The sequence below is a fragment of the Paraburkholderia fungorum genome (assembly GCF_046026025.1).
GTDB classification, from domain to species: Bacteria; Pseudomonadota; Gammaproteobacteria; order Burkholderiales; family Burkholderiaceae; genus Paraburkholderia; species Paraburkholderia fungorum_E.
Genome location: NZ_JAQQFL010000024.1, coordinates 1 through 20726 on the forward strand (window position 1 = coordinate 1; position 20726 = coordinate 20726).

The 20726-nt window shown below is 62.2% G+C and carries 23 protein-coding genes and 1 riboswitch; of the genes, 11 read left to right on the forward strand and 12 right to left on the reverse strand.

Features of this window, described 5'->3' with window-relative positions:
• Positions 1–305: 305 nt before the first annotated feature.
• From fahA to PQR67_RS23995, 3 genes are read right to left on the reverse strand one after another with little or no spacing between them, the layout of a single operon-like run.
• A complete protein-coding gene (fahA, locus tag PQR67_RS23985) occupies positions 306–1607 on the reverse strand; it encodes a fumarylacetoacetase (RefSeq protein ID WP_408464765.1) in 1302 nt (433 codons plus the stop codon).
• Positions 1604–2950: a homogentisate 1,2-dioxygenase gene (gene hmgA, locus PQR67_RS23990; RefSeq protein ID WP_408464767.1), complete on the reverse strand. Its 1347-nt coding sequence runs from the start codon at positions 2948–2950 to the stop codon at positions 1604–1606. Before hmgA ends, fahA begins: the two co-directional genes overlap by 4 nt.
• Before the next feature lie 47 nt (positions 2951–2997).
• A complete protein-coding gene (locus tag PQR67_RS23995) occupies positions 2998–4365 on the reverse strand; it encodes an MFS transporter (RefSeq protein WP_408464769.1) in 1368 nt (455 codons plus the stop codon).
• 318 nt (positions 4366–4683) lie between these two features.
• On the opposite strand from PQR67_RS23995, the gene PQR67_RS24000 reads away from it, so the two are divergent.
• Positions 4684–5517, forward strand: coding sequence for a diguanylate phosphodiesterase (locus PQR67_RS24000; protein WP_408464963.1), 834 nt, complete (start codon positions 4684–4686; stop codon positions 5515–5517).
• A gap of 63 nt (positions 5518–5580) precedes the next feature.
• Here the strand turns inward: PQR67_RS24000 and PQR67_RS24005 are convergent, their stop codons facing one another.
• Positions 5581–6366: an IclR family transcriptional regulator gene (locus tag PQR67_RS24005; RefSeq protein ID WP_408464771.1), complete on the reverse strand. Its 786-nt coding sequence runs from the start codon at positions 6364–6366 to the stop codon at positions 5581–5583.
• A 104-nt stretch (positions 6367–6470) separates the two neighbouring features.
• Between PQR67_RS24005 and PQR67_RS24010 the strand changes: the two genes are divergently transcribed.
• Entirely contained in the window at positions 6471–7661 is a 1191-nt protein-coding gene (locus tag PQR67_RS24010) for an acyl-CoA dehydrogenase (RefSeq protein WP_408464773.1), read from the forward strand.
• Between the two features lie 159 nt (positions 7662–7820).
• Here the strand turns inward: PQR67_RS24010 and PQR67_RS24015 are convergent, their stop codons facing one another.
• A complete protein-coding gene (locus PQR67_RS24015) occupies positions 7821–8459 on the reverse strand; it encodes a peroxiredoxin (RefSeq protein ID WP_120346150.1) in 639 nt (212 codons plus the stop codon).
• Positions 8460–8846: 387 nt separating this feature from the next.
• On the opposite strand from PQR67_RS24015, the gene PQR67_RS24020 reads away from it, so the two are divergent.
• The 3 genes from PQR67_RS24020 to PQR67_RS24030 all read left to right on the forward strand — a co-directional run bounded on the left by PQR67_RS24020 (position 8847) and on the right by PQR67_RS24030 (position 10305).
• Positions 8847–9149 (forward strand): ElaB/YgaM/YqjD family protein, encoded by a 303-nt coding sequence (locus PQR67_RS24020; RefSeq protein WP_028198798.1) that lies wholly within the window; start codon positions 8847–8849, stop codon positions 9147–9149.
• Between the two features lie 148 nt (positions 9150–9297).
• Positions 9298–9684, forward strand: coding sequence for a phage holin family protein (locus tag PQR67_RS24025; RefSeq protein ID WP_408464775.1), 387 nt, complete (start codon positions 9298–9300; stop codon positions 9682–9684).
• A 141-nt stretch (positions 9685–9825) separates the two neighbouring features.
• On the forward strand, positions 9826–10305 hold the full coding sequence (locus PQR67_RS24030; protein WP_408464777.1) for a DUF3318 domain-containing protein: 480 nt from the start codon (positions 9826–9828) through the stop codon (positions 10303–10305).
• 77 nt (positions 10306–10382) lie between these two features.
• Here PQR67_RS24030 and PQR67_RS24035 read toward each other — a convergent pair whose 3' ends face one another.
• From PQR67_RS24035 to glyA, 7 genes are all read right to left on the reverse strand, one after another.
• Positions 10383–10814, reverse strand: a complete 432-nt coding sequence (locus PQR67_RS24035; RefSeq protein ID WP_408464779.1) for a type IV pilin protein — start codon at positions 10812–10814, stop codon at positions 10383–10385.
• Between the two features lie 10 nt (positions 10815–10824).
• Positions 10825–11271, reverse strand: coding sequence for a pilus assembly PilX family protein (locus tag PQR67_RS24040; protein WP_408464781.1), 447 nt, complete (start codon positions 11269–11271; stop codon positions 10825–10827).
• 128 nt (positions 11272–11399) lie between these two features.
• Positions 11400–12209: a PilW family protein gene (locus tag PQR67_RS24045; protein ID WP_408464783.1), complete on the reverse strand. Its 810-nt coding sequence runs from the start codon at positions 12207–12209 to the stop codon at positions 11400–11402.
• A complete protein-coding gene (locus tag PQR67_RS24050) occupies positions 12206–12676 on the reverse strand; it encodes a type IV pilus modification PilV family protein (protein ID WP_408464785.1) in 471 nt (156 codons plus the stop codon). The genes PQR67_RS24045 and PQR67_RS24050 overlap by 4 nt, the downstream gene beginning before the upstream one ends.
• Complete coding sequence (locus PQR67_RS24055; protein WP_408464787.1) at positions 12658–13224, reverse strand: GspH/FimT family pseudopilin; 567 nt, start codon at positions 13222–13224, stop codon at positions 12658–12660. Before PQR67_RS24055 ends, PQR67_RS24050 begins: the two co-directional genes overlap by 19 nt.
• Positions 13225–13423: 199 nt before the next feature.
• Complete coding sequence (gene nrdR, locus PQR67_RS24060) at positions 13424–13906, reverse strand: transcriptional regulator NrdR (RefSeq protein ID WP_027799387.1); 483 nt, start codon at positions 13904–13906, stop codon at positions 13424–13426.
• Between the two features lie 6 nt (positions 13907–13912).
• Positions 13913–15160 carry a serine hydroxymethyltransferase gene (gene glyA, locus PQR67_RS24065; protein WP_408464789.1) on the reverse strand — a complete coding sequence of 416 codons (1248 nt, stop codon included), beginning with the start codon at positions 15158–15160 and terminating at the stop codon, positions 13913–13915.
• Between the two features lie 166 nt (positions 15161–15326).
• Positions 15327–15435, reverse strand: a riboswitch (ZMP/ZTP riboswitch).
• 238 nt (positions 15436–15673) lie between these two features.
• Between glyA and ydfG the strand changes: the two genes are divergently transcribed.
• The 6 genes from ydfG (at position 15674) to tolB (ending at position 20696) form a co-directional block, all read left to right on the forward strand.
• The gene (ydfG, locus tag PQR67_RS24070) at positions 15674–16420 is read left to right on the forward strand and encodes a bifunctional NADP-dependent 3-hydroxy acid dehydrogenase/3-hydroxypropionate dehydrogenase YdfG (RefSeq protein WP_408464791.1); all 747 of its coding nucleotides are present in this window, start codon (positions 15674–15676) and stop codon (positions 16418–16420) included.
• Between the two features lie 70 nt (positions 16421–16490).
• Positions 16491–16970 carry a tol-pal system-associated acyl-CoA thioesterase gene (ybgC, locus tag PQR67_RS24075; protein ID WP_408464793.1) on the forward strand — a complete coding sequence of 160 codons (480 nt, stop codon included), beginning with the start codon at positions 16491–16493 and terminating at the stop codon, positions 16968–16970.
• 155 nt (positions 16971–17125) lie between these two features.
• Positions 17126–17803, forward strand: a complete 678-nt coding sequence (tolQ, locus tag PQR67_RS24080; protein WP_012431821.1) for a protein TolQ — start codon at positions 17126–17128, stop codon at positions 17801–17803.
• 10 nt (positions 17804–17813) lie between these two features.
• Complete coding sequence (gene tolR, locus PQR67_RS24085) at positions 17814–18257, forward strand: protein TolR (RefSeq protein ID WP_408464795.1); 444 nt, start codon at positions 17814–17816, stop codon at positions 18255–18257.
• The gene (tolA, locus tag PQR67_RS24090) at positions 18254–19264 is read left to right on the forward strand and encodes a cell envelope integrity protein TolA (protein WP_408464797.1); all 1011 of its coding nucleotides are present in this window, start codon (positions 18254–18256) and stop codon (positions 19262–19264) included. Before tolR ends, tolA begins: the two co-directional genes overlap by 4 nt.
• A gap of 139 nt (positions 19265–19403) precedes the next feature.
• A complete protein-coding gene (tolB, locus tag PQR67_RS24095; protein ID WP_408464799.1) occupies positions 19404–20696 on the forward strand; it encodes a Tol-Pal system beta propeller repeat protein TolB in 1293 nt (430 codons plus the stop codon).
• Positions 20697–20726 lie beyond the last annotated feature (30 nt).

The following is a 20726-nucleotide window of genomic DNA, read 5'->3' on the forward strand; positions in this document are numbered from 1 at the left end:
CACCGCCAGCCCATAAGCGGGTCCCTCGCACAGCTACGGTAGTGGTGCATCTGGAATCCGTGCCCTCGCACCTTCCTCGTCAGTGACAAAGGGCTCATCAGCTCCCACTCCGCACTACGTGCGTCGCGGATGGGTATGCATGGGGAACCAGGAGTCCCATTTACGGCTCGTCGGGATCCATTCCCTTGCCCGGCGAAATGCCCTACCCGAGCCCCCGATTTGACGTCGCGCCGTGCCGATATGAAAACGGGGAAGCCATCATAGCTTCCCCGTTTTCTGCCAGGCGGCAAGCTTCGCCGGCGCCGTTACTTCTGCGCCGGCAGAATCTCCCCGACACACGTCCCGAAGCCCACGCGGTACCCATCGCCCTGGCACCATCCGGCAAGCGTGAGTTCGTCGCCGTCTTCGATAAATCCTCGTGTGCCGCCTTCTTTCAATTCCAACGGATTCTTGCCGTTCCACGTGGATTCGAGCAGGCTGCCGCACGAGTCCTCAGTCGGGCCGCTGATCGTGCCCGAACCCATCAGATCGCCGACCCGCGTATTGCAGCCCGATACCGTGTGATGCGCGAGCTGTTGCGCCATTGTCCAGTACATGTGCTTGAAGTTGGTCCGCGAGAGCGTGGTGGCCTGGCTGGCCGTTTGCGGCCGCAGTGTCACCTCGAGCGAGATGTCGAACGCATGCTTGCCGTCGTGGCGCAAGTACGCCAACGGCTGCGGCTCCTGCGCCGGCTGCCCGACGCGGAACGGTTCGAGCGCGTCGAGCGTCACGATCCACGGCGAGATGGTGGTCGCGAACCCCTTGGAGTTGAACGGACCGAGCGGCACGTATTCCCACTGCTGGATATCGCGCGCGCTCCAGTCGTTCAGCAGCACCATGCCGAAGATGTGCGCTTCGGCATCGGCACAGGCAATCGGCTCGCCCAACGTATTGCCACGGCCGATCACAAAACCGGTCTCCAGTTCTATGTCGAGCTTGCGGCATGCGCCGAACACCGGACGCTCCTGATCCGGCAGTTTCAACTGGCCGTTAGGACGCCGCACCGGCGTGCCGCTCACCACCACGGACGACGCGCGTCCGTTGTAGCCGATCGGCATCTCCGACCAGTTCGGCAACAGCGCATTCTTCGGATCGCGGAACATCGAGCCGACATTCGTCGCGTGTTCTTTCGACGAGTAGAAATCGGTGTAGCCGGGAATCTGCACAGGCAGATGCAGTTGCGCATCGGCCTGACGCACCAGGGCTTTCGAACGCAAGGCGGCGTCGTCGCGCAAGGTCGCGGTATTGCGCGCCAGCAGATTGCTCAACTGGATACGCACGCTGCGCCATGCATCGCGGCCAAGCGAGATGAAATCGTTGAGCGCGTCGCGTGCAAAAACGTCAGCCTTCGATTGCACATTGAGCAAACCTGCTGCTTGCAGCGCCGCCAGATCGACGATCTCGTCGCCGATCGCCACGCCCACGCGGCGCGTGTCATTACTCTTGTCGCTGAAAATACCGAACGGCAGGTTCTGGATCGAAAAATCGTTAGTCGAGTCGTTCGCCGACTCGACCCAGCTCTTGCGCGACGGATCGAGCGTCGCCTGAAGATCGCTCAATGCGTTCATCGTTGCTCCGGGTTGAAGTGTTTCTTGAGGCCTTGCCAGCACTCGTAATAATTCGCCTGCAGTTGCGCGGTTTCGAGCGCGAAGCGCGTCGGCTTGATCAGCGTGCGCGTTTCGACCATGAAGGCCATCGTGTCGCCGACTTTCTTCGGCGTGGACGTATCGCCATGCGAGGCTTTCTCGAAGGTGTCCGCGTCCGGTCCATGACCCGCCATACAGTTGTGCAAACTCGCGCCGCCCGGCACGAAGCCCTCGGCCTTCGCGTCGTACACGCCATGCACCAGACCCATGAATTCGCTCGCGACGTTGCGATGGAACCAGGGCGGCCGGAACGTATCTTCGGCCGCCAGCCAGCGCGGCGGGAAAATCACGAAATCGATCGTATCGACGCCCGGCGTATCACTTTGCGATTGCAGGACCAGAAAGATCGACGGGTCCGGGTGGTCGAAGCTGATCGAACCGATCGTGTTGAAGCGGCGCAGGTCGTATTTGTACGGCGCGTAGTTGCCGTGCCATGCCACCACGTCGAGCGGCGAATGGCCGATGTCCGCGCGCCACAGATTGCCGTTCAGTTTGGCGACGAGTTCGAAGTCGCCTTCGCGGTCTTCGTACGCGGCATTCGGCGTGAGGAAATCGCGCGGATTGGCGAGGCCGTTCGAGCCGATCGGGCCGAGATCCGGCAGACGCAGCAGCGCACCGAAGTTCTCGCAGATATAGCCACGCGCGGCGCCGTCCGGCAGGCTCACCGCGAAGCGTACGCCGCGCGGGATCACCGCGATCTCGAATGGTTCGACATCGAGTTGGCCCATTTCGGTGGCGATATGCAGGCGGCCTTCCTGCGGCACGATCAGCAATTCGCCGTCGGCGTTATAGAAGAAGCGATCCTTCATCGAGCGATTCGCCGTGTACAGGTGGATCGCGCAGCCGTTCATCGCTTCGGCCGACCCGTTGCCCGCCATCGTCACCCAGCCGTCGATGAAATCGGTCGGCTCGGTGGGCATCGGCAATGCATCCCAGCGCAACTGGTTGGGGGGCGTCGGCGGCACTTCGGCGAAGTTGGCAACCAGCCGGTCTGAGGGCAATTGCGTGAAGGGCTTGTGCACGGCCGCCGGACGAATCCGGTACAGCCACGAACGCCGGTTATGTCCGCGCGGCGCAGTGAAGGCGGTGCCTGACAGTTGTTCCGCGTACAAACCGTAGGCCGCGCGTTGCGGCGAATTACGGCCTTCGGGCAGCGCGCCCGGCAAAGCCTCGGTGGCGAATTCGTTTGTGAATCCCGACTGATAGCCCGGCTCGATCTCGAGCCGGGAATTGACGGTATTCGGTGTACGGGTTGAGGTATCCATGCAAGGTTCTCCGTTGATACTTGATCTTTCGGCGCGAGCGCTCTGCTTCAGGCCGTGCGCGGCTCGGATGGGCCGCGTTGCCGGGTCGCCGCGGCCAACCCGATCACCAGCAACGCGGAACACAGCACCGGCACTGCGGCCGCATGAAACAGCGATTCGTTCGACCAGTTCAGCGCAATCAGTTGTCCGCCGACCAGCGGCCCGATCACCGACCCGATGCGTCCGATGCCGAGGCTCCAGCCAATGCCGGTGGAGCGCAACGTGGTCGGATAAAAGTGGCCGGCCAACGCGTTGACCGCCGGCTGTCCGCCAACCACGCAGAAGCCGCCGGCAAACACGACCAGCAGCAGCCACGGCAACGCGTGCGCCACCGTGCCGATGGCGCCGACCGTCAGCGCCGCGCCCGCGAAACACACGAACAGCACGCGCACAAAACCAAAACGCTCGATGAACCAGCCGAGCAGCAAGGTGCCGACCACGCCACCGGTTTGCAGCACCGTGCCGACGATCACCGCGGTGCCCGGCGAGTAGCCGGCATCGCGCATCACGGTGGGCAGCCAGTTCGACAGGAAATAAAGATCAATCAGGTTCATGAAACTGATCGCCCACAGAATCAGCGTGACCGGGCCACGCCCCGCACGAAACAGTTCAGCGACCGGTGCGCCGCCGTTGCCCTTCTCACGCACGACGACACGCGTGTTCGCGTCAATCGGCAGCCTCGGATCGAACTTTGCGAGCCAGCGCAACGCGCGATCACTGCGCCCGTGGAGGACGAGAAATTGCAGCGACTCCGGCAACGCCGCCAGCATCGCGAACGCGAGCAGCAAAGGCACCGCGCCGCCCAGCCAGAACACCGCGCGCCAGCCGTACGCGGGAATCAGCGCGGCACTGATGAAACCACCCAGCGCCGCGCCCAGCGTGAAGCCACACGACACCAGCATCATGCGCTTGACGCGATGCGCGGGGGTGGAGAACTCGCCGACCAGCGCCATCGCGTTCGGCATGATGCAGCCGAGGCCCAGCCCGGTGATGAAGCGCAGCGTGATTAACGCGGGGATCGTCGCGACGAAGGGCGTCGCCAGCATCGACAGGGCGAAGAAGAACGTCGCGCCGATCAAAACCGGACGCCGGCCAATGCGGTCAGCCAGCACCGATAAGCCCAACGCGCCCAGCAACATGCCAAACAGGCTGGCGCTGAACACGGGTCCGAGCGCCGCCTTCGAGACATGCCATTCACCGATCACGCTCGGCGCGACGTAGCCCATCGCTTGCGCGTCGAAGCCGTCGATCACGAGACACAGCCCGCATAGCGCGAGCAGCATCAGTTGGAATGACGGGTGATGCGTTTCGCCGAGCACGCGCTCGACTTCGATGACATTGGCATTGGCGGCGGCCACGGCCGGTTTGGCGCTCATTGGGTCGTCCCCTCTTCCTGACTGGATTATTGGATCGCGGCGCAGGCTTCACGTGGTCGGGAGACGCAAACACCCTCTCCGTCGTAGCCGCGCTGCAATTTACGTATAGTAAAACGAATTACGCATAGTGAAATTAACGTATACCCTGAACGCCCGCCGCGAAAACGCCGGCAGCCCATGAGGACGGGCGTTCGCCCGATAACGTTATAAGCATTTTGTTCAAGTGCGCGCGGCGCGGACTGCTACCATCAACAGATACGGCAACCGAGTCGCGTTGCCGGGCGCCGAGTGCGCACCTATCTCTATCCTTTCGCCTACATGATTCCGCCGACCATCCCAAACCTGATTGCCCGCGCCGCCGAGCACCCATTTCTCGGCGAACATCTGGTGATGGGAACGGGTGTGCATAGCGAGATCGCGTTGGCCCGGTTTGACGACTTCGAGCTCGCCAGCGCCTATGAGCCGATCTTCGACATCAGCGTCCATGCGTTGGCGCAGTCGTTGACATCGGGTGCCGAAGGCGTGGATCGTTTCGGCGATGAACTCGGGTTTCAGGCGGTCACGCAACGTCTCGACGGCGAACCCTTTGATGTCTTCGATCCCTTCGACCGGATCGCCGACGATCAGGAACTGGTCGCGCTCGACCGCATGTCGCGCGCGCTGCACGCGATCAATTTCTTCGGCGCACAGCGCCACGGGCTGCTATTTCTGCGCGTGCACGAGCGCCTGCTCAAGAGCGTCAAGTACGACCACGGACGGCATTTCTCGAGCGTGCTGGTGTCGTTCGGACTGAATCCGTCGCGGGTGGTTATCGAGTTGCCGGCGGCAGCGGTCGCGCACAAGACATTCCTCGGCTATCTGACCACGAGTTACCAGCGCTACGGCTTCAAGGTGGCGGGGAATCTGTCGAACGCGGGGCAGATTCTGTCGGTATCGGAAACGGCGCGGCTCGACTTCATCAAGATGGATGCGGCAATCGCGTTGCGCGATGCGATGGTGAAGCCGCTGGTCGGCTACGCGAGCCGGCTGCGGATTCCGCTGATCTTCAATCGGGTGATCGATGAGCCGCAGTTCCTCGCGCTGCAGCAGTACGACGTGCGCTTCGTGCAAGGGCCATTGTTCACTGCGCATTATCATGACCGGGCGGTGTGACTCAGTTGGCCGAGGTTGGCCGGGGTTCGTTTTGAGTTAGCCCGGATTTAACGACCTAGCGCTTCAACCGGTATCCCCCAGGCGGCGCGCCAATGCCTTCAGGCGCGGCGCCACGATGTCCCGAAACACCTCCTCCCCCATCGACGACGCCGGCCCGCTGCAACTCAGCACCAGCCAGCGGCCTTCGCGTGGCTCACGAAACGGCACCGCGACCGCGTTCACGTCGTCATGCCACGCGCGGAACGAATAGCAGCAACGCTCCTGCGCGAAGGTTCCGATTTCCTCTTCGGCATCCGCCAGCAATGCAGCGCCCTCCTTGCCGGCCGCCTTCTTAAGCTCGGCCAGCAACGCGGCGCGCACGTCCAACGGCTGTACCGCCAGATACGCGCGCCCCATCGAGCTCGTGAGCATCGACAGCTTCGAACCGGAGGCGAGTCCGAGTGTCAGCGCGGTTTCGCTGCGGATCGTCTCCAGATAAATCATGTCGAGGCCGTCGCGGCACCCGAGCGACACCGCCGCGCCCACTTCGCGCGCGAAGGTGCGCATGTGCGGGCGCGCGAGTTCAAGCGTATCGGTTCCCGAAAGCAGCGCGAAACCTAGCGACAGCACGCCGGCGTCGAGCGCATATTTACCCAGGATTTCGTCGAACCGCAGATAGCCGAGCATGGTCAGCGTGTAGGTCAAACGGTTGACGGTCGCCTTCGGCAAACCCGTGCGCTCGACGAAATCGCGATTACCGAGCATCGTGTCACCCGGCTTGAACGCGCGCAGCAAGTCCAACCCGCGTGCAAGGGCGACGACAAATTTTCGCTCGTCGAGCGGTTCAGCGGGAGTGGATGTGGGCGGCATGTGGTGATACACTCGGTCGTGGTTTGCAAAACATTGTTCCGCATAGCGGAACTTAAGTCAAGCTCAGACACGTTTTATTCAAGCTAGGAATCAGGAGATACGTCATGGCAGAGGCCGCGCAGTTCCACTGGGAAGACCCCTTGCTGCTGGATCAGCAGCTCACTGAAGACGAACGCATGGTGCGCGACGCCGCCGCCGCTTACGCGCAGGACAAGTTGCAGCCGCGCGTGCTCGAAGCGTTCCGTCACGAGAAGACCGACATCGAAATCTTCCGCGAAATGGGTGAACTCGGCCTGCTCGGCCCGACGATTCCTGAGCAATACGGCGGTCCTGGCCTGAACTACGTGGCGTACGGTCTGATCGCGCGGGAAGTGGAGCGCGTCGATTCCGGCTACCGGTCGATGATGTCGGTCCAGTCGTCGCTCGTCATGGTGCCGATCTACGAATTCGGCTCGGAAGCGCAAAAGCAGAAGTACCTGCCGAAGCTCGTCAGCGGCGAATGGATCGGCTGCTTCGGCCTGACCGAACCGAATCATGGCTCCGATCCGGGCAGCATGATCACGCGCGCGAAAAAGGTCGACGGCGGCTATTCGCTGTCGGGCTCGAAGATGTGGATCACCAATTCGCCGATCGCCGACGTGTTCGTCGTGTGGGCAAAGCTCGAGGAAAACGGCAAGGACTCGATCCGCGGCTTCATTCTCGAGAAAGGGTGGAAGGGATTGTCGGCGCCGACCATCCATAGCAAGGTGGGCCTGCGTGCGTCGATCACCGGCGAGATCGTGCTCGACGAGGTGTTCGTGCCGGAAGAAAATCGCTTCCCCGAAGTGAGCGGCTTGCGTGGTCCCTTCACGTGCCTGAACTCGGCGCGCTACGGGATTGCCTGGGGCGCGCTCGGCGCGGCTGAAGCATGCTGGCACACGGCGCGTCAATACGTGCTGGATCGCAAACAGTTCGGCCGGCCGCTCGCCGCGAACCAGTTGATCCAGAAAAAACTCGCGGACATGCAAACCGAAATCACGCTCGGCCTGCAAGGCGTTTTACGTCTCGGCCGCATGAAAGACGAAGGCACGGCCGCCGTCGAAATTACGTCGATCATGAAACGCAATTCGTGCGGCAAGGCGCTGGACATTGCCCGGCTTGCGCGCGACATGCTCGGCGGCAACGGTATCTCGGACGAGTTCGGCATCGCGCGGCACCTGGTGAATCTGGAAGTCGTGAACACCTACGAAGGTACGCACGACATTCACGCGCTGATCCTCGGGCGCGCGCAAACCGGGATTCAGGCGTTTTTCTGATGCACTGATTACCTTGATAGCGGCGTTTCGTGGTTTCGTCCTGGCCGCGGACGGGAAAATCGAAAAGTAGAACGAAAAAGGCCGGTTCGCGAGAACCGGCCTTTTGCCATTTCGGCGCCGCGGTAAAGCTAACGGTGCGCTTCGTGATGCATCAGCCGCTTACTTGTTCGGTTGCGGCGTCAAACGCAGGTACGGGCGCAGCGCCTTGTAGCCCTTCGGGAATTTCTGCTTGATGACTTCTTCATCTTTCAACGACGGCACGATCACCACGTCATCGCCCTGCTTCCAGTTACCGGGTGTAGCGACCGAGTGGTAGTCGGTGAGTTGCAGCGAGTCGATCACCCGCAGCACTTCGTCGAAGTTGCGCCCGGTGCTGGCCGGATACGTAATGATCAAACGCACCTTCTTGTTCGGATCGATCACGAACAGCGAGCGGACTGTGAACGTCTCACTGGCGTTTGGGTGGATCATGTCGTACAACTGGGAGACCTTGCGGTCCCCGTCGGCGAGAATCGGGAAACCGACATTGGCGGCTTGCGTCTCGTTGATGTCCTTGATCCATTCCTTGTGCGACTCGGCGCTATCGACCGACAACGCAATCGTCTTGACATTCCGCTTCTCGAATTCGCCGGCCAGATTCGCCGTCAAACCCAGCTCGGTCGTGCAGACCGGCGTGAAATCGGCGGGGTGCGAGAACAGCACGCCCCAACTATCGCCCAGCCATTCGTGGAACTTGATGCGGCCAACACTCGACTCCTGCTCGAAATCCGGCGCGATATCGCCAAGACGTAGACTCATGGTGCAGCTCTCCTTGATTGTGTTCAGACATTCCGAGCGCATTCGCCCGCGACGCCGCATTAAAGCGTGCTCTGGCTAGGGCGCCCCCGGCTAAGGCGCCCCCGGCAAAACTACAGCATACGGGAGTGACGGTACACAGCTAACGAACATCGCGTCACTACTTTATGCGTTTTTGTAATTTTCACCGATTTAGTGGAAACTTTGCGGGACAGATCAACTCCATCTTAGGCAAACTTTGCAGCACGGCGCCGCAAAGAGAGTTTTTAAGGCTTCGCTTCAACCAGGAACGGTTCGTGCGTTCGTTTTGAAGAATCGAGCACCACGCTCGCCAGCGGCCGTTTCTTTGGTTACGATTCACGCGTGACGTGAGACGAAGGGGAGCTGTCAATGTCGGAAGTCAACAAGGAGAGATTGATGTCGGATATCAAAACCGTCCTCGCGGACGCTGAAGATTTGCTGAAACAGGCCGCGAGCGCCACCGGCGAGCGCGCTTCGGAACTGCGTGAAACGGCGCTTACGCGCCTGAAGCAGGCGAAGGAAAAGGCGGCTGACGTACAGGTCGTAGTGGTCGAGAAAGGCAAGAAGGCCGCGCGCGCCACCGACGATTACGTGCACGAACATCCGTGGGCATCCATCGGCATCGCTGCGGGTGCCGGCGTACTGCTCGGGCTGTTGATCAACCGCAAGTAACACTGCTCACGCTGGTGACGCTGCCAGGTCGTATCGCGCGCGGCACACCAGCGAATCAAGTTGACCGGCGCACGTCTGGCCGGTCCGCTTCTCCTGGCGCGCTCGTTTTCACGCGCCGGTTAAGCCTTCACGCGCAACGCCCAAAGCCATGACGATCGAAACACAATCGCAGCACGGCGAACACAGTCCGTTGCGCCGTATCATCGGATCCGTGTTCGCTATTCTGCAAACACGGCTTGAACTGGTGGGCATCGAGCTCGCCGAAGAAAAAGATCGTCTGATCGGCGTGCTGTTCCTCGGCCTCGCCGCCATGATGCTCGCGACGATGGCCCTGATCGCATTGACCGCGCTGATCGCGATCGCGTTCTGGGACACCTACCGATGGCAAGCGCTCGCCAGCATCACGGTGGTTTATGCCATCGCCGGACTCGCCTGTGCACTGAAAGCGCGCAGTGGTTTGCGCAATGCCCCAATGGTGTTCGAAGCCACGCTTGCCGAGTTCGAAAAAGACCGCGACCTGTTCCGCAAACCGTGATGCGGCAGGCGGAATGGGTTGGTGGGCGGGGTTAATGGGCGCGCCTCAACCTCCCTGCAGTTCTTTGCAGATACTTTGCGGACAACTCGAGCGATTTGCAGCACCGTTTTACCGCCCCACTTCCACTGCAGCCGACACGCTATGAGCCAATCCCATTCCGATACCGCATTCCGCAACAAACGCTATCAGGCAAAAGATCTGAGTGCGCCGCATCTGCGAGCGCTACGCAAGGAACTACTGATGGTGCGCGCGGATGTCGAACGCATGGAACTCGCCCAGGCGACCATCGAATTGCGGCAGGCCGTTACGCACTTCAGTTGGCTCAAATTCATTGTGCCGGGCTTCGGCGGCTTGCGCGTGGGTAGCGGATCGAAGACAGGCCTGCTCAACGCGGCGAGCATCGGCGCGCTTCTCAAGCAGTATCCGCTCATCAGTTCGATCGCTTCGCTGTTGCTGGCCAAGCCGCTGCGAGCAACCATTGCCGCGGGTGCAAAACCCGCGCTCAAATGGGGCGGCCTTGCGCTTGCCGCCTGGGAAGCGTATCGAATCTGGCAGCAGATGAAGAGCGATTCCGCCACGTCTGCCGGCGGCAATGAAGGGGCTGCCGATAGCGGCTATTGAGACGCGGCGCAAGTGCGGCCTGTCGGCGTGCCATTGCGTTTCGATTCCCTGGCCGGCTCGTTCCCCGCTGATGCTCCCTAGCTCGTATTCCAGCACTCGCCGCTTGCAGGCACTGTCCCGCTTGCGCCGCTTCTATTGCCTCGCAACCCTGTTGCATCGAGCGTGAAGGTGCCGCAAGCATCGTCTCGCATTGAACCGACGTCGGTCGGCGCCGCCTCTACCGAATAGCCTCCGTTTGCTTCGTCCGCCGGCAGCACCTGCAACCGGTAGATTGGCGTGCCGAATTGTGGCGCCTGATCCAGACCCGGCGGCAATGTCGCGACGCCATCGCTTGACGCTTGCTCGACAAATTGCGCGGCTCGATAAAGTGCGGATGCCGCGTCGATCCTGTGTGTTCGCGCGACATGACTCCGGTAGGAGGGCACCGCAAAGACGACCAGCGTGGCAGCGATTGCCAGTGCAATCATCAGTTCCAGTAGCGTAAATGCCAATGTGTGCTGCCTCGCCATGAACCTCCCGTCAAAATGGGCGCGCCGCGACGCGACGCCAATGGCGCTCAATCTGCTCACCCGCGATCACGAGTTCCATCTGCAGCCACACCTGCGACTCTTCCGTGCGGCCGAAACCACGCGAAGTCAGTAAATAGGCGCGGGCATTGGCGCGCGTGCCCAGACGCCACGCTTCGATCAAACATTGCGGCGCACGCAGCGATCCGGGCCATTGCGCGACCGGCGCAACAGCGCCGGCTTCAAAGGCGACTTCGTGCTTCCATTGCGTCGGTTCGCCGGGTGAGAGCGACGCTGCCGGCTGCGGGTCGAAACCTGCCGCAGCGACCACGCTCCGGGCACATAAGGTCAGCGCCGAATCCGCGGCGTGAAATGCCTGCAAGTAGTCGCGCGCATAGTTGGCGCCGCGCGCCGCTGCCAGCGATGTTTCGAACCAGGCGGCGGAAGTGGTCAACATCATCGCGGAGATCAGCAGGACGATCGGCAGGACGGTACCGCGATTGCAGAGACGTGATCTACGACCAGCACCGGTAAGACGCGCCAGATATTTCGACGATGCACGGCGCGTCGGACTGCAAGGTCTTCTTGTCACAGCGGACCCTCCTGACGATTGCGTATCGCCACTCGCCGCCAGAAAGCCTGACGCGCGCGCATGTCGGTGCCCAGAGTACTCACGCCATCGCAATCGACATAGCGCACACGCCGCCCTTGCGGCGCTCCGCGGACAAGCACGCAGAGATCGACAGCGACGATTTCTGCCCATTGACTTGCAGTCACCACCGACGCGTCTACTGCCGCCAGCCCGCCGGGCAGCCAGTACCTGAATCGCAAGCGCTCTACGCCTTCGACCAGCGGCTGCGCGGATCCCGGCTTGCCATTGCCTTCACAGTAAAGTTCCGGCTCGCCCGTCGACCCGCTGAGCCTCGCGAAGTATCGGTTGACCACCATGACACCCTGCCCACCGAGCGCCGCATCGTTGTTCGCTACGGCCTGCCCCAGGCAGTCGGTCGATTGCCCGGTTGTCGACGGCCACGTCGACACGATGTCTCCGACATAACGAACCGCGATGCCATCCGAGCGGCTCGGCAATGCTTCGCAGGCAACGCTGCTGTCCGCGCCGGTCGGGCGTCCTCCCGAACAGCCGAATAGCGGCGGTGGACTATTGAACCTCACGACGTCCGCAGGCACGAAACCGGCCATTTGAAGTTGCTGACCCACCAGCGTAAGCGCGCTCAGGCCTGCTTCGTGGATCCGCATCGCATCGCTCTCGCGCTCGAACACGTTGCGCTGCGTTGAATAGAGCGAGACCACGCCGGCGGTTACCACCAGTCCCAGCGCAATTGCGATCACGAACTCGACAAGCGTATGACCACGCACGATATCGATGCGCTGCATCATTTCGCGAACGCCAGCGCGATGCATGAGGCGCCCGCAGGAACATCCACACCACCGCATGACTCGGGTTTATCGATGACATCGTCGGCACGCGGCATGTTACGTAGGGCCGCCCACGTGACACGTGCGGCAGACACGCCGCCGTTTTCCCGTACCATCGCTTCGCCGTGCGGCAACAGGGCCGTTGCACGCGAACTCCATTGCCTGATCGCAGAATCACTTGCCGGTGGCTCACGCGTTGCTTCGACCACGGCATCGGCGATCCATGCCGCATGCTCGCGCATTGCCATCGCACGGGCTTCGCGCGCAGTCCACAATTGACCGGCGATCACCCCGAGCGCCGTCACTGCCATCAGCGCAACGGCCAGCATCACTTCGATCAGCGAACTGCCTCCATGCCTCGTTGTGCGGCGTACCGAGCTGTGCGCTCGTGGGTTCGACGGATACCGGCTCACAATGCTGCTCCACACGCGCCCTCGACAATCCGTGCGCGCCCGCCTGCCGCGATGCGGATGCAGCGCCGCCACGCGTCACCCCGTGTCGCTTTCGACTGCACGCGCGGCGCGATATCAAAGCTGCGAAAGGCACCGATCAACTGCCCTGCCGGAGGCGTAAACGTGAGATTGGTCTGCGTCCCGGTGATGCTGACCGCTGCGAGCGATGGCTGCGCGCGCAGCAGCGAGAGCGTGCCACCCCGTTCGGTCAATACAGCCCAGCCGCACGACCAGTCGGTAACGCCACTGCCGCAAGCTTGCCCTGCGGCAAGACAATGCCGTGCCGCGTCGATTCGGCACACCGTGACGCGAGCGCCGCGGCGCAATGCCTCGCTGCGCGCATAGGCAAGCGTTGCAGCAAGGGCTTTCGTGCGTGCGTCGACCTGGTCACGCATGTGCCACGCAACGAACGACGGCGTGGCCATCACCGCGACTATCGACATCAGCGTGACAACAGCCAGTGTCTCGACAAGCGTAAAGCCTTGGCGCTGTCGCCAACGAACTGCTTTCCATTTCATCTGCATCCCTGATCGTTTCAAAGAATGCAGCCAATCTAGCGATTCGCAAACGGGTCGACAATCGGCCGAATGGCCAGGTGGCACTCAGACACTATCCCGCGCAAAAATGCACGCGTGACGAACCACAACGGGAGCGGAGATGCAGATGCGTGAACCTACGCAGCGGACAACAAAAGCTGGAGCGCAGCTTCAGGCACGGCAGCAATCAGCGCTTGCGGGACGGCTTGGGGGGAGAAGAGGCGCGGCGGAATTCCTCGATCACATCCTCGAATTCGGAGACGTCTTCGAAGCGCCGGTAGACGGAGGCGAAACGAACATAAGCAATGGTATCGAGCGCACGCAACTCGTTCATCACGAGTTCGCCGAGGCGCTCGCTGCGCACCTCACGCTCGCCGCTGCCGAGCAGTTGATACTCGATGCGGGCGACTGCCGCATCGATCGCGTCCGCTGCAACCGGGCGCTTGCGCAGTGCCAGTTGCATGCTTGCGACGATCTTGCGGCGATCGAATTCCGTGCGGCTGCCATCCTTCTTGACGACCGACGGCAACGCCAGCTCGACCCGCTCATACGTCGTGAAACGTTTGTCGCAGGCCGGGCAGCGGCGGCGCCGGCGAATCGTCGCGCCATCTTCGGATACGCGGGAATCCACAACTTGCGTATCGGCGTGACGGCAGAAGGGGCAGTGCATAGTGGCTTAGCGGTAAACCGGGAAGCGCTGGGTCAACTCGGCGACTTGCGCACGCACACGTTCGATCGTGGCAGCGTCTTCCGGGTTGTCCAGCACGTCGGCGATCAGGTTACCCACCTGTTCCGCTTCCTTGACGCCGAAGCCACGCGTGGTCATGGCCGGCGAGCCGAGACGCACGCCGCTCGTGACAAACGGCTTTTCCGGGTCGTTCGGGATCGCGTTCTTGTTGACCGTGATGTGCGCCGCTCCGAGCGCAGCTTCCGCTGCCTTGCCGGTGATCTTCTTCGCGCGCAGGTCGACCAGCATCACATGGCTTTCGGTACGGCCCGACACGATGCGCAGACCGCGCTTGACCAGCGTTTCCGCCAGCACGCGCGCGTTCTCGACGACTTGCTGCTGATACGTCTTGAACTCCGGCGACAGAGCTTCCTTGAACGCGACGGCCTTGCCGGCGATCACGTGCATCAGAGGACCACCTTGAATGCCCGGGAAAATTGCCGAGTTGATCTGCTTTTCGAACTCGGCCTTCATCAGGATCACGCCACCGCGCGGACCGCGCAGGCTCTTGTGCGTGGTAGTGGTAACGAAATCGGCGTGCGGCACCGGGTTCGGGTAGACACCCGCGGCGACCAGGCCGGCATAGTGCGCCATGTCGACCATGAAATACGCGCCAACCGACTTGGCGATCTTCGACATCCGTTCGAAGTCGATGCGCAGCGAAAACGCCGACGCGCCCGCCACGATCAGCTTCGGCTTATGTTCCTGAGCCAGCTTCTCAGCCGCGTCGTAATCGATGTCTTCGGCTTCGTTCAGGCCGTAGCTCACCACGTTGAACCACTTGCCCGACATGTTGACCGGCGAACCGTGCGTCAAGTGACCGCCGTGCGCGAGGCTCATGCCCATGATCGTGTCGCCCGGCTTGAGCATGGCGAAGAACACGCCCTGGTTGGCCTGCGAACCGGAGTTCGGCTGCACGTTGGCGGCTTCAGCGCCGAACAGTTGCTTGACCCGGTCGATCGCCAGCTGCTCGGCGATGTCCACGAACTCGCAGCCGCCGTAGTAGCGCTTGCCCGGATACCCTTCGGCGTACTTGTTGGTGAGTTGCGAGCCCTGCGCAGCCATGACGGCCGGGCTCGTGTAGTTTTCCGACGCGATCAGCTCGATGTGCTCTTCCTGACGGCGGTTTTCCTGCTGGATGACGCTCCAGAGTTCAGGATCGACGTTGGCGATGGTGCTTTGGGCTCTATCAAACATACGGATTCCGTTGAGTGTGTTCAGGTTGACCGGATCGTGCGCCGAATCTTGCGTAGAGGGTACGCAGCGCTGCTGGCGGCTGGGCCAGCCCTGACGTGGCGGATAGAGATTCGCCGCACACGCGAGGCAGGACAGCCACCGGCAGCGCAGATAAATGCGCGCGGATCACGGCTGCCCAGGCGAACGGCAAAACGGCACCCTGCGCTTCACGGTGGGTTGTTCCACCTTGAACCCGATTGCTTGAATCGGTTCTATCGCCAGTCACGCAGGGATGAGCGCGTTAGTTTATTGGAAGAGGATCGAATAGGCAACCGGCTTCCTGTCGGCCCCGCGGGCGCTCGCGAAACCGGTTGCGGCGGCGCCGCAACCGGCGCGCCGATGCCCGATGAACGCTCGCCCGGCGCCCGTGGTGCGTCCCTGCCCCAGCCGTTCGTACGGCTGGTTCATCCTTGCCGCAGCGCCGCATTGGAAGTAGGCTTGGGACCTTTCTCTCTTACCAACCAGGGAACTGCAATGATCGTGTTCGTTACCGGAGCGTCCGCAGGATTCGGCGCCGCTATCGCTCGTGCTTTCGTCAAAGGCGGCCATCGTGTCGTCGCCACTGCGCGCCGCAAGGACCGCCTGCAGGCACTCGCAGACGAACTTGGCGACGCGCTCCTGCCGTATGAGCTCGACGTGCGCGACCGCGCCGCCGTCGAGGCTGTGCCGGCCTCGCTGCCCGCCGATTTCGCCGCGCTCGACGTGCTCGTCAACAATGCCGGGCTTGCGCTCGGCATCGAACCGGCGCAAAGGGCGAGCCTCGACGAATGGAACACCATGATCGAGACCAACTGCACGGGCCTCGTGCAGATCACGCACGCCCTCCTGCCCGGCATGGTGGAGCGCAACCGCGGCCACATTTTCAATCTGGGCTCGGCGGCCGGCAGCTGGCCGTATGCGGGTGGCAACGTCTATGGCGCCACCAAGGCGTTCGTGCACCAGTTCAGTCTGAATCTGCGCGCCGATCTGACCGGTACGGCATTGCGCGTAACCAACATCGAGCCGGGTCTGTGCGGCGGCACCGAGTTTTCGAACGTGCGTTTCCGCGGGAACGACGAAAAAGCGGCCAAAATGTACGAGAACGTACAACCGTTGACACCTGAAGATATCGCCGACTCGATCTACTGGATCGCCACCCGGCCTGCCCACGTCAACATCAACACGATCGAGCTGATGCCGGTGGCGCAATCGTTCTCCGCTTTGTCGGTCCAGCGCGGCTGAAATTCCCGCTGAGGCCCGCCAGGCGCGGCGCACATCTTGAAACAGACCTCGGGGTGTGCGTTCCGGTAAAATGCGCCGCATGAATATGTCGACCAGCCAGCCCGGCACGGAAATCGGCTTCACGTGGCCAATCCGCGTGTATTACGAAGATACCGACGCCGGCGGCATCGTGTTTTACGCGAATTACCTGAAATTTTTTGAGCGGGCGCGCACCGAATGGCTGCGCGCGTGCGGCGTCGACCAGAACCGGCTCGCCGACGAAGCGAACGCGATCTTCATCGTTCGCAGCACCGCAATCGACTATCGGGCGCCGGCCCGGCTCGACGATGTCGTCAATGTGGTAAGCCGGATCGAGCGTCTGGGCCGCGCATCCGTTGATTTTGCGCAGGAAGCATGGCGTGACGATACGCTGCTTGCCAGCGGCGCCATCCGGGTCGGTTGCGTCGAGCGCATTGCGCTGCGGCCGGCCGCGATTCCTGCACCGGTTCTCGCTGCTTTGCGGCGGGGGCCGAGCGTGAATGGCGGCGGTATGTCAACGGACAACGACTGAACCCCGTTGTTACGGGGCCAGTGAACTCATATCGATCTAGCAACACAAAGCATGGTTCGGCTTGCAATATCGCCGATGCTTCCGTTTTGCTCACGGCAAGCTTCGAGTGACCTTGCAGCCGGACGCCCCCTTCCGGGACGTTAAAACGAACCTTTATGAACACTACACAAGATCTGTCGATCGTTTCACTCGTACTCAATGCGAGCCTGCTGGCGCAGGCCGTCATGGCGCTGCTGCTTCTGCTGTCGCTGTTGTCGTGGACTTTTATCTTCCGCAAGTGGTTTGCGATCCGCCGGGCGCGCGCGCAAACTGAACGCTTCGAACGCGACTTCTGGTCGGGCGGCGACCTGCAGGCGCTCTATCAGAGCGCGGCGAACAACCGCCACACGATCGGCGCACTCGAACGGATTTTCGAGTCCGGCATGCGCGAATTCCTGAAAGGCAAGGAAAAGCGCCTGAACGATTCGGGGGCGATTCTTGACGGCGCACGCCGCGCCATGCGCGCCGCGTTCCAACGTGAAATGGACGTGCTCGAGGCAAATCTGGCGTTTCTTGCGTCGGTTGGCTCGGTCAGCCCGTACATCGGTCTGTTCGGCACGGTGTGGGGGATCATGAATGCATTCCGCGGCCTCGCCAACGTGCAGCAGGCTACGCTTGCGAACGTCGCCCCAGGCATTGCCGAAGCGCTGACCGCCACCGCGATCGGCCTGTTCGCCGCGATTCCGGCCGTGGTCGCCTACAACCGCTACGCGCACGACATCGACCGTCTGGCGATCCGCTTCGAGACCTTCATCGAAGAGTTCTCGAACATCCTTCAGCGTCAGGCACAGTAAGGAGTCCACGATGGCAGGCTCTTCCTCAAGCATGCGCGGCAGCCGTCAGCGCCGCGCCATGGCCGACATCAACGTCGTGCCGTACATCGACGTGATGCTCGTGCTGCTCGTGATCTTCATGGTGACCGCGCCGCTCGTCGCCCCGTCGATCGTCAATCTGCCGACCGTCGGCGGCGCCGCGCCTCAGCAGCAAACCCCGCCCGTGATCGTGAACATCCGCGCGGACGGCAATATGAGCGTCAAATACAAGGACGACGCCGGCGCGCAGCAGCAGGAAGACATGACCAAGGCCGATCTGAACGGCTTCATCGCCGACCGCGCGCAATCGCATCCCGACCAGCCGGTCGTGATCGCTGCCGACAAGACCGTGAAGTACGAAGTCGTGATGAACGTGATGTCCGAGCTGAAAGCTCAGGGCGTCAAGCGCGTTGGATTGCTCGTCAAATCGCAATGATCCGCAAGAATTCCGAATACCCGCTCCAGCCACCGCGTGAACGCGGCACCGGGCGAGCCTTTGCGTTCGCGCTGGTGATGCATGCGCTGCTCGGATTCTTCCTGTACCACGGCATTCAGTGGCAAAACAGCACGCCGGCCGGCGCGGAAGCCGAACTATGGACCGAGGTGCCCGACACGGCGATCCCGCGCCAGCCCCCTCCGCCACCCGTGCCGGTCGCCCCCGCGCCGCCGCTGCCGGACGAACAGGCCGATATCGCGCTGCAGGAAAAGAAACGCCAGCAACAGGAAGCAGCCCGCCAGGCGCAACTGGCCGAGCAGCAGCGTCAGCAGAAGCTGCAAGCCCAGCAGGAAGCCGACGCGAAGCGCCAACAGCAACTGGCGGCCGATCAGGCCGCGCAGCTCGCCGCGCAAAAAGCAGCCGCAACCAGGCAGAAACAGTTGCAACAGCAGCAGCAGGCCGAGAAACAGAAGCAGCAGCAATTGGCCGATCAGCAAAAGCAGCAGCAGTTGAAAGAACAACAGCAGCAGGAGCAGGCCCAAGCTGACGCGCAGAAGAAGGCCGATGCGCAGAAAGCGGCGAAAGCCAAGGCCCAGGCCGATGCGGCGGCGCAAGCGAAGAAGCTGGATGCGGAACGTCGCGCGCGGCTTGCCCAGATGCAAGGTTCGGCGGGCGGCGAAGGCTCGACCGGCAATGGGCTGGCGAAGAGCGGCACGGGCAGCGGTTCGGGTGGTACGGCAGCGTCGCCGGGGTACGCGGACAAGGTGCGTCGTGTAGTGCGCCCGAACATCTCGTGGGGTGGCGAAACGGAGGGTCTGGAAACCGTCATCTCCGTACGCTGCTCGCCGACAGGCACGTTGCTGGACGCGCAGATTGCACGCAGCAGCGGCAACCCGGCGTGGGACGATGCGGCACTGCGAGCGGTCCAGCGTTCCAATCCGATGCCTCAGGACATCGACGGAAAAACACCGACCAGCTTCAAGATCACCTTGCGCCCGGCCGGTTGATGGCAACAATTTGACAGTCAGTTGACAGCAGACCCCGCGCCCCGCCTGGCGCGGCGCGCCCGGGAACGAATTAGTTGTTTTCGGGTCTCTCTGCTGTCATGAAGTGTTAGTAAAACCGTTTTTGGGGAAACCATTCAGCATGAGTTTGATGACCAAGCTAGGCCTGCGGACACTTGTAGCGTCGTGCCTGATCGCCGTCGGCGGCGCCGCCAATGCCCAGCTCAACGTCCTCGTGACGGGCGTCGGGTCCACCCAGTTTCCGATCGCAACGGCAAATTTCGCCAATGAAGCGAATTCGCCGCAGCAGGTCAGCACGATCGTGCGTCAGGATCTGCAACGCAGCGGGAAGTTCACGAATATCGACGCGGGCAGCACGCCGGTCGCGGAAACCGATTCCGTCGACCTCGGCAGCTGGAAAGCCAAGGGCGCCAACGCGTTCGTCTCGGGTAGCGTGAACCGCTTGCCCAACGGCCAGTATGAAGTGCGTTTTAAACTGTACGACACCGTCAAGGGCGAAAGCCTCGGCGGCCTCGTGCTGGTGAGCCCGGAAAGCGGCTTGCGCATGAGCGCGCACAAGGTCGCGGACTATATCTACGCGAAGCTGATGGGCGGCCGCGGCGTATTCGCCACACGCCTGTCGTACGTCATCAAGACGGGCGGCCGTTATCAATTGCAGATTTCCGATTCGGATGGCCAGGACGCGCACATCGCGCTGTCGAGCCCCGAGCCGATCATCTCGCCGGCATGGTCGCCTGACGGCACCAAGGTCGCTTACGTTTCGTTTGAAAAGAAGAAGCCGATCGTCTACATCCACGATCTGCCCACGGGCCGTCGCGTGGTCGTATCGGACCAGAAGGGTAACAACAGTGCGCCGGCGTGGTCGCCGGATGGCCGCACGCTGGCCGTCGCGCTCTCGCGCACCGGCAACACACAGATTTTCGCCGTCAATGCGGACGGCAGCGGCCTGCGGCGACTGACGCAAGGTAGTTCGATCGACACTGAACCGTGTTTCTCTCCCGACGGCCAGTCGATCTATTTCACCAGCGACCGTGGCGGCCAGCCGCAGATCTACAAGATGTCGGCTCAGGGCGAGAACGCCGGCGCCGCGCAACGCGTGACCTTCACGGGCAACTACAACACCAGCCCGCGCGTCAGCCCGGACGGCAAGCAGCTCGCTTACATCTCGCGTGTCGGCGGCGGCTTCAAGCTCTATATCCAGGACCTGCAAGGCAATACGGCCACGGGTCTGACGGACACCACACATGACGAATCGCCGAGCTTCGCGGCGAACGGTCAGTACATTCTTTACGCCACACAGGTGAACGGCCGTGGCGTGTTGGCCGCAGTATCGACCGACGGTCGCACTCGGCAGGTCCTGTCCGTTCAGGGTGGCAGCGTACGCGAGCCATCCTGGGGCCCGTTTATGCAGTAACGTTGATGCAATAACACAAGGAGAGTAACA

What these genes read in the sequence shown, in the direction of transcription:
- fahA (WP_408464765.1), bottom strand. Translation starts at nt 1,607, where the DNA reads ATGAACGCATTGAGCGATCTTCAGGCGACGCTCGATCCGTCGCGCAAG.
- tolB (WP_408464799.1), top strand. Translation starts at nt 19,404, where the DNA reads ATGAGTTTGATGACCAAGCTAGGCCTGCGGACACTTGTAGCGTCGTGC.
- PQR67_RS24035 (WP_408464779.1), bottom strand. Translation starts at nt 10,814, where the DNA reads ATGGCGAGGCAGCACACATTGGCATTTACGCTACTGGAACTGATGATT.
- PQR67_RS24040 (WP_408464781.1), bottom strand. Translation starts at nt 11,271, where the DNA reads ATGATGTTGACCACTTCCGCCGCCTGGTTCGAAACATCGCTGGCAGCG.
- tolR (WP_408464795.1), top strand. Translation starts at nt 17,814, where the DNA reads ATGGCAGGCTCTTCCTCAAGCATGCGCGGCAGCCGTCAGCGCCGCGCC.
- PQR67_RS24000 (WP_408464963.1), top strand. Translation starts at nt 4,684, where the DNA reads ATGATTCCGCCGACCATCCCAAACCTGATTGCCCGCGCCGCCGAGCAC.
- ydfG (WP_408464791.1), top strand. Translation starts at nt 15,674, where the DNA reads ATGATCGTGTTCGTTACCGGAGCGTCCGCAGGATTCGGCGCCGCTATC.
- PQR67_RS24005 (WP_408464771.1), bottom strand. Translation starts at nt 6,366, where the DNA reads ATGCCGCCCACATCCACTCCCGCTGAACCGCTCGACGAGCGAAAATTT.
- ybgC (WP_408464793.1), top strand. Translation starts at nt 16,491, where the DNA reads ATGCGCCGCATGAATATGTCGACCAGCCAGCCCGGCACGGAAATCGGC.
- nrdR (WP_027799387.1), bottom strand. Translation starts at nt 13,906, where the DNA reads ATGCACTGCCCCTTCTGCCGTCACGCCGATACGCAAGTTGTGGATTCC.
- PQR67_RS24025 (WP_408464775.1), top strand. Translation starts at nt 9,298, where the DNA reads ATGACGATCGAAACACAATCGCAGCACGGCGAACACAGTCCGTTGCGC.
- tolQ (WP_012431821.1), top strand. Translation starts at nt 17,126, where the DNA reads ATGAACACTACACAAGATCTGTCGATCGTTTCACTCGTACTCAATGCG.
- PQR67_RS24010 (WP_408464773.1), top strand. Translation starts at nt 6,471, where the DNA reads ATGGCAGAGGCCGCGCAGTTCCACTGGGAAGACCCCTTGCTGCTGGAT.
- PQR67_RS24055 (WP_408464787.1), bottom strand. Translation starts at nt 13,224, where the DNA reads ATGCAGATGAAATGGAAAGCAGTTCGTTGGCGACAGCGCCAAGGCTTT.
- PQR67_RS23995 (WP_408464769.1), bottom strand. Translation starts at nt 4,365, where the DNA reads ATGAGCGCCAAACCGGCCGTGGCCGCCGCCAATGCCAATGTCATCGAA.
- glyA (WP_408464789.1), bottom strand. Translation starts at nt 15,160, where the DNA reads ATGTTTGATAGAGCCCAAAGCACCATCGCCAACGTCGATCCTGAACTC.
- PQR67_RS24045 (WP_408464783.1), bottom strand. Translation starts at nt 12,209, where the DNA reads ATGATGCAGCGCATCGATATCGTGCGTGGTCATACGCTTGTCGAGTTC.
- PQR67_RS24030 (WP_408464777.1), top strand. Translation starts at nt 9,826, where the DNA reads ATGAGCCAATCCCATTCCGATACCGCATTCCGCAACAAACGCTATCAG.
- PQR67_RS24020 (WP_028198798.1), top strand. Translation starts at nt 8,847, where the DNA reads ATGTCGGAAGTCAACAAGGAGAGATTGATGTCGGATATCAAAACCGTC.
- hmgA (WP_408464767.1), bottom strand. Translation starts at nt 2,950, where the DNA reads ATGGATACCTCAACCCGTACACCGAATACCGTCAATTCCCGGCTCGAG.
- PQR67_RS24015 (WP_120346150.1), bottom strand. Translation starts at nt 8,459, where the DNA reads ATGAGTCTACGTCTTGGCGATATCGCGCCGGATTTCGAGCAGGAGTCG.
- tolA (WP_408464797.1), top strand. Translation starts at nt 18,254, where the DNA reads ATGATCCGCAAGAATTCCGAATACCCGCTCCAGCCACCGCGTGAACGC.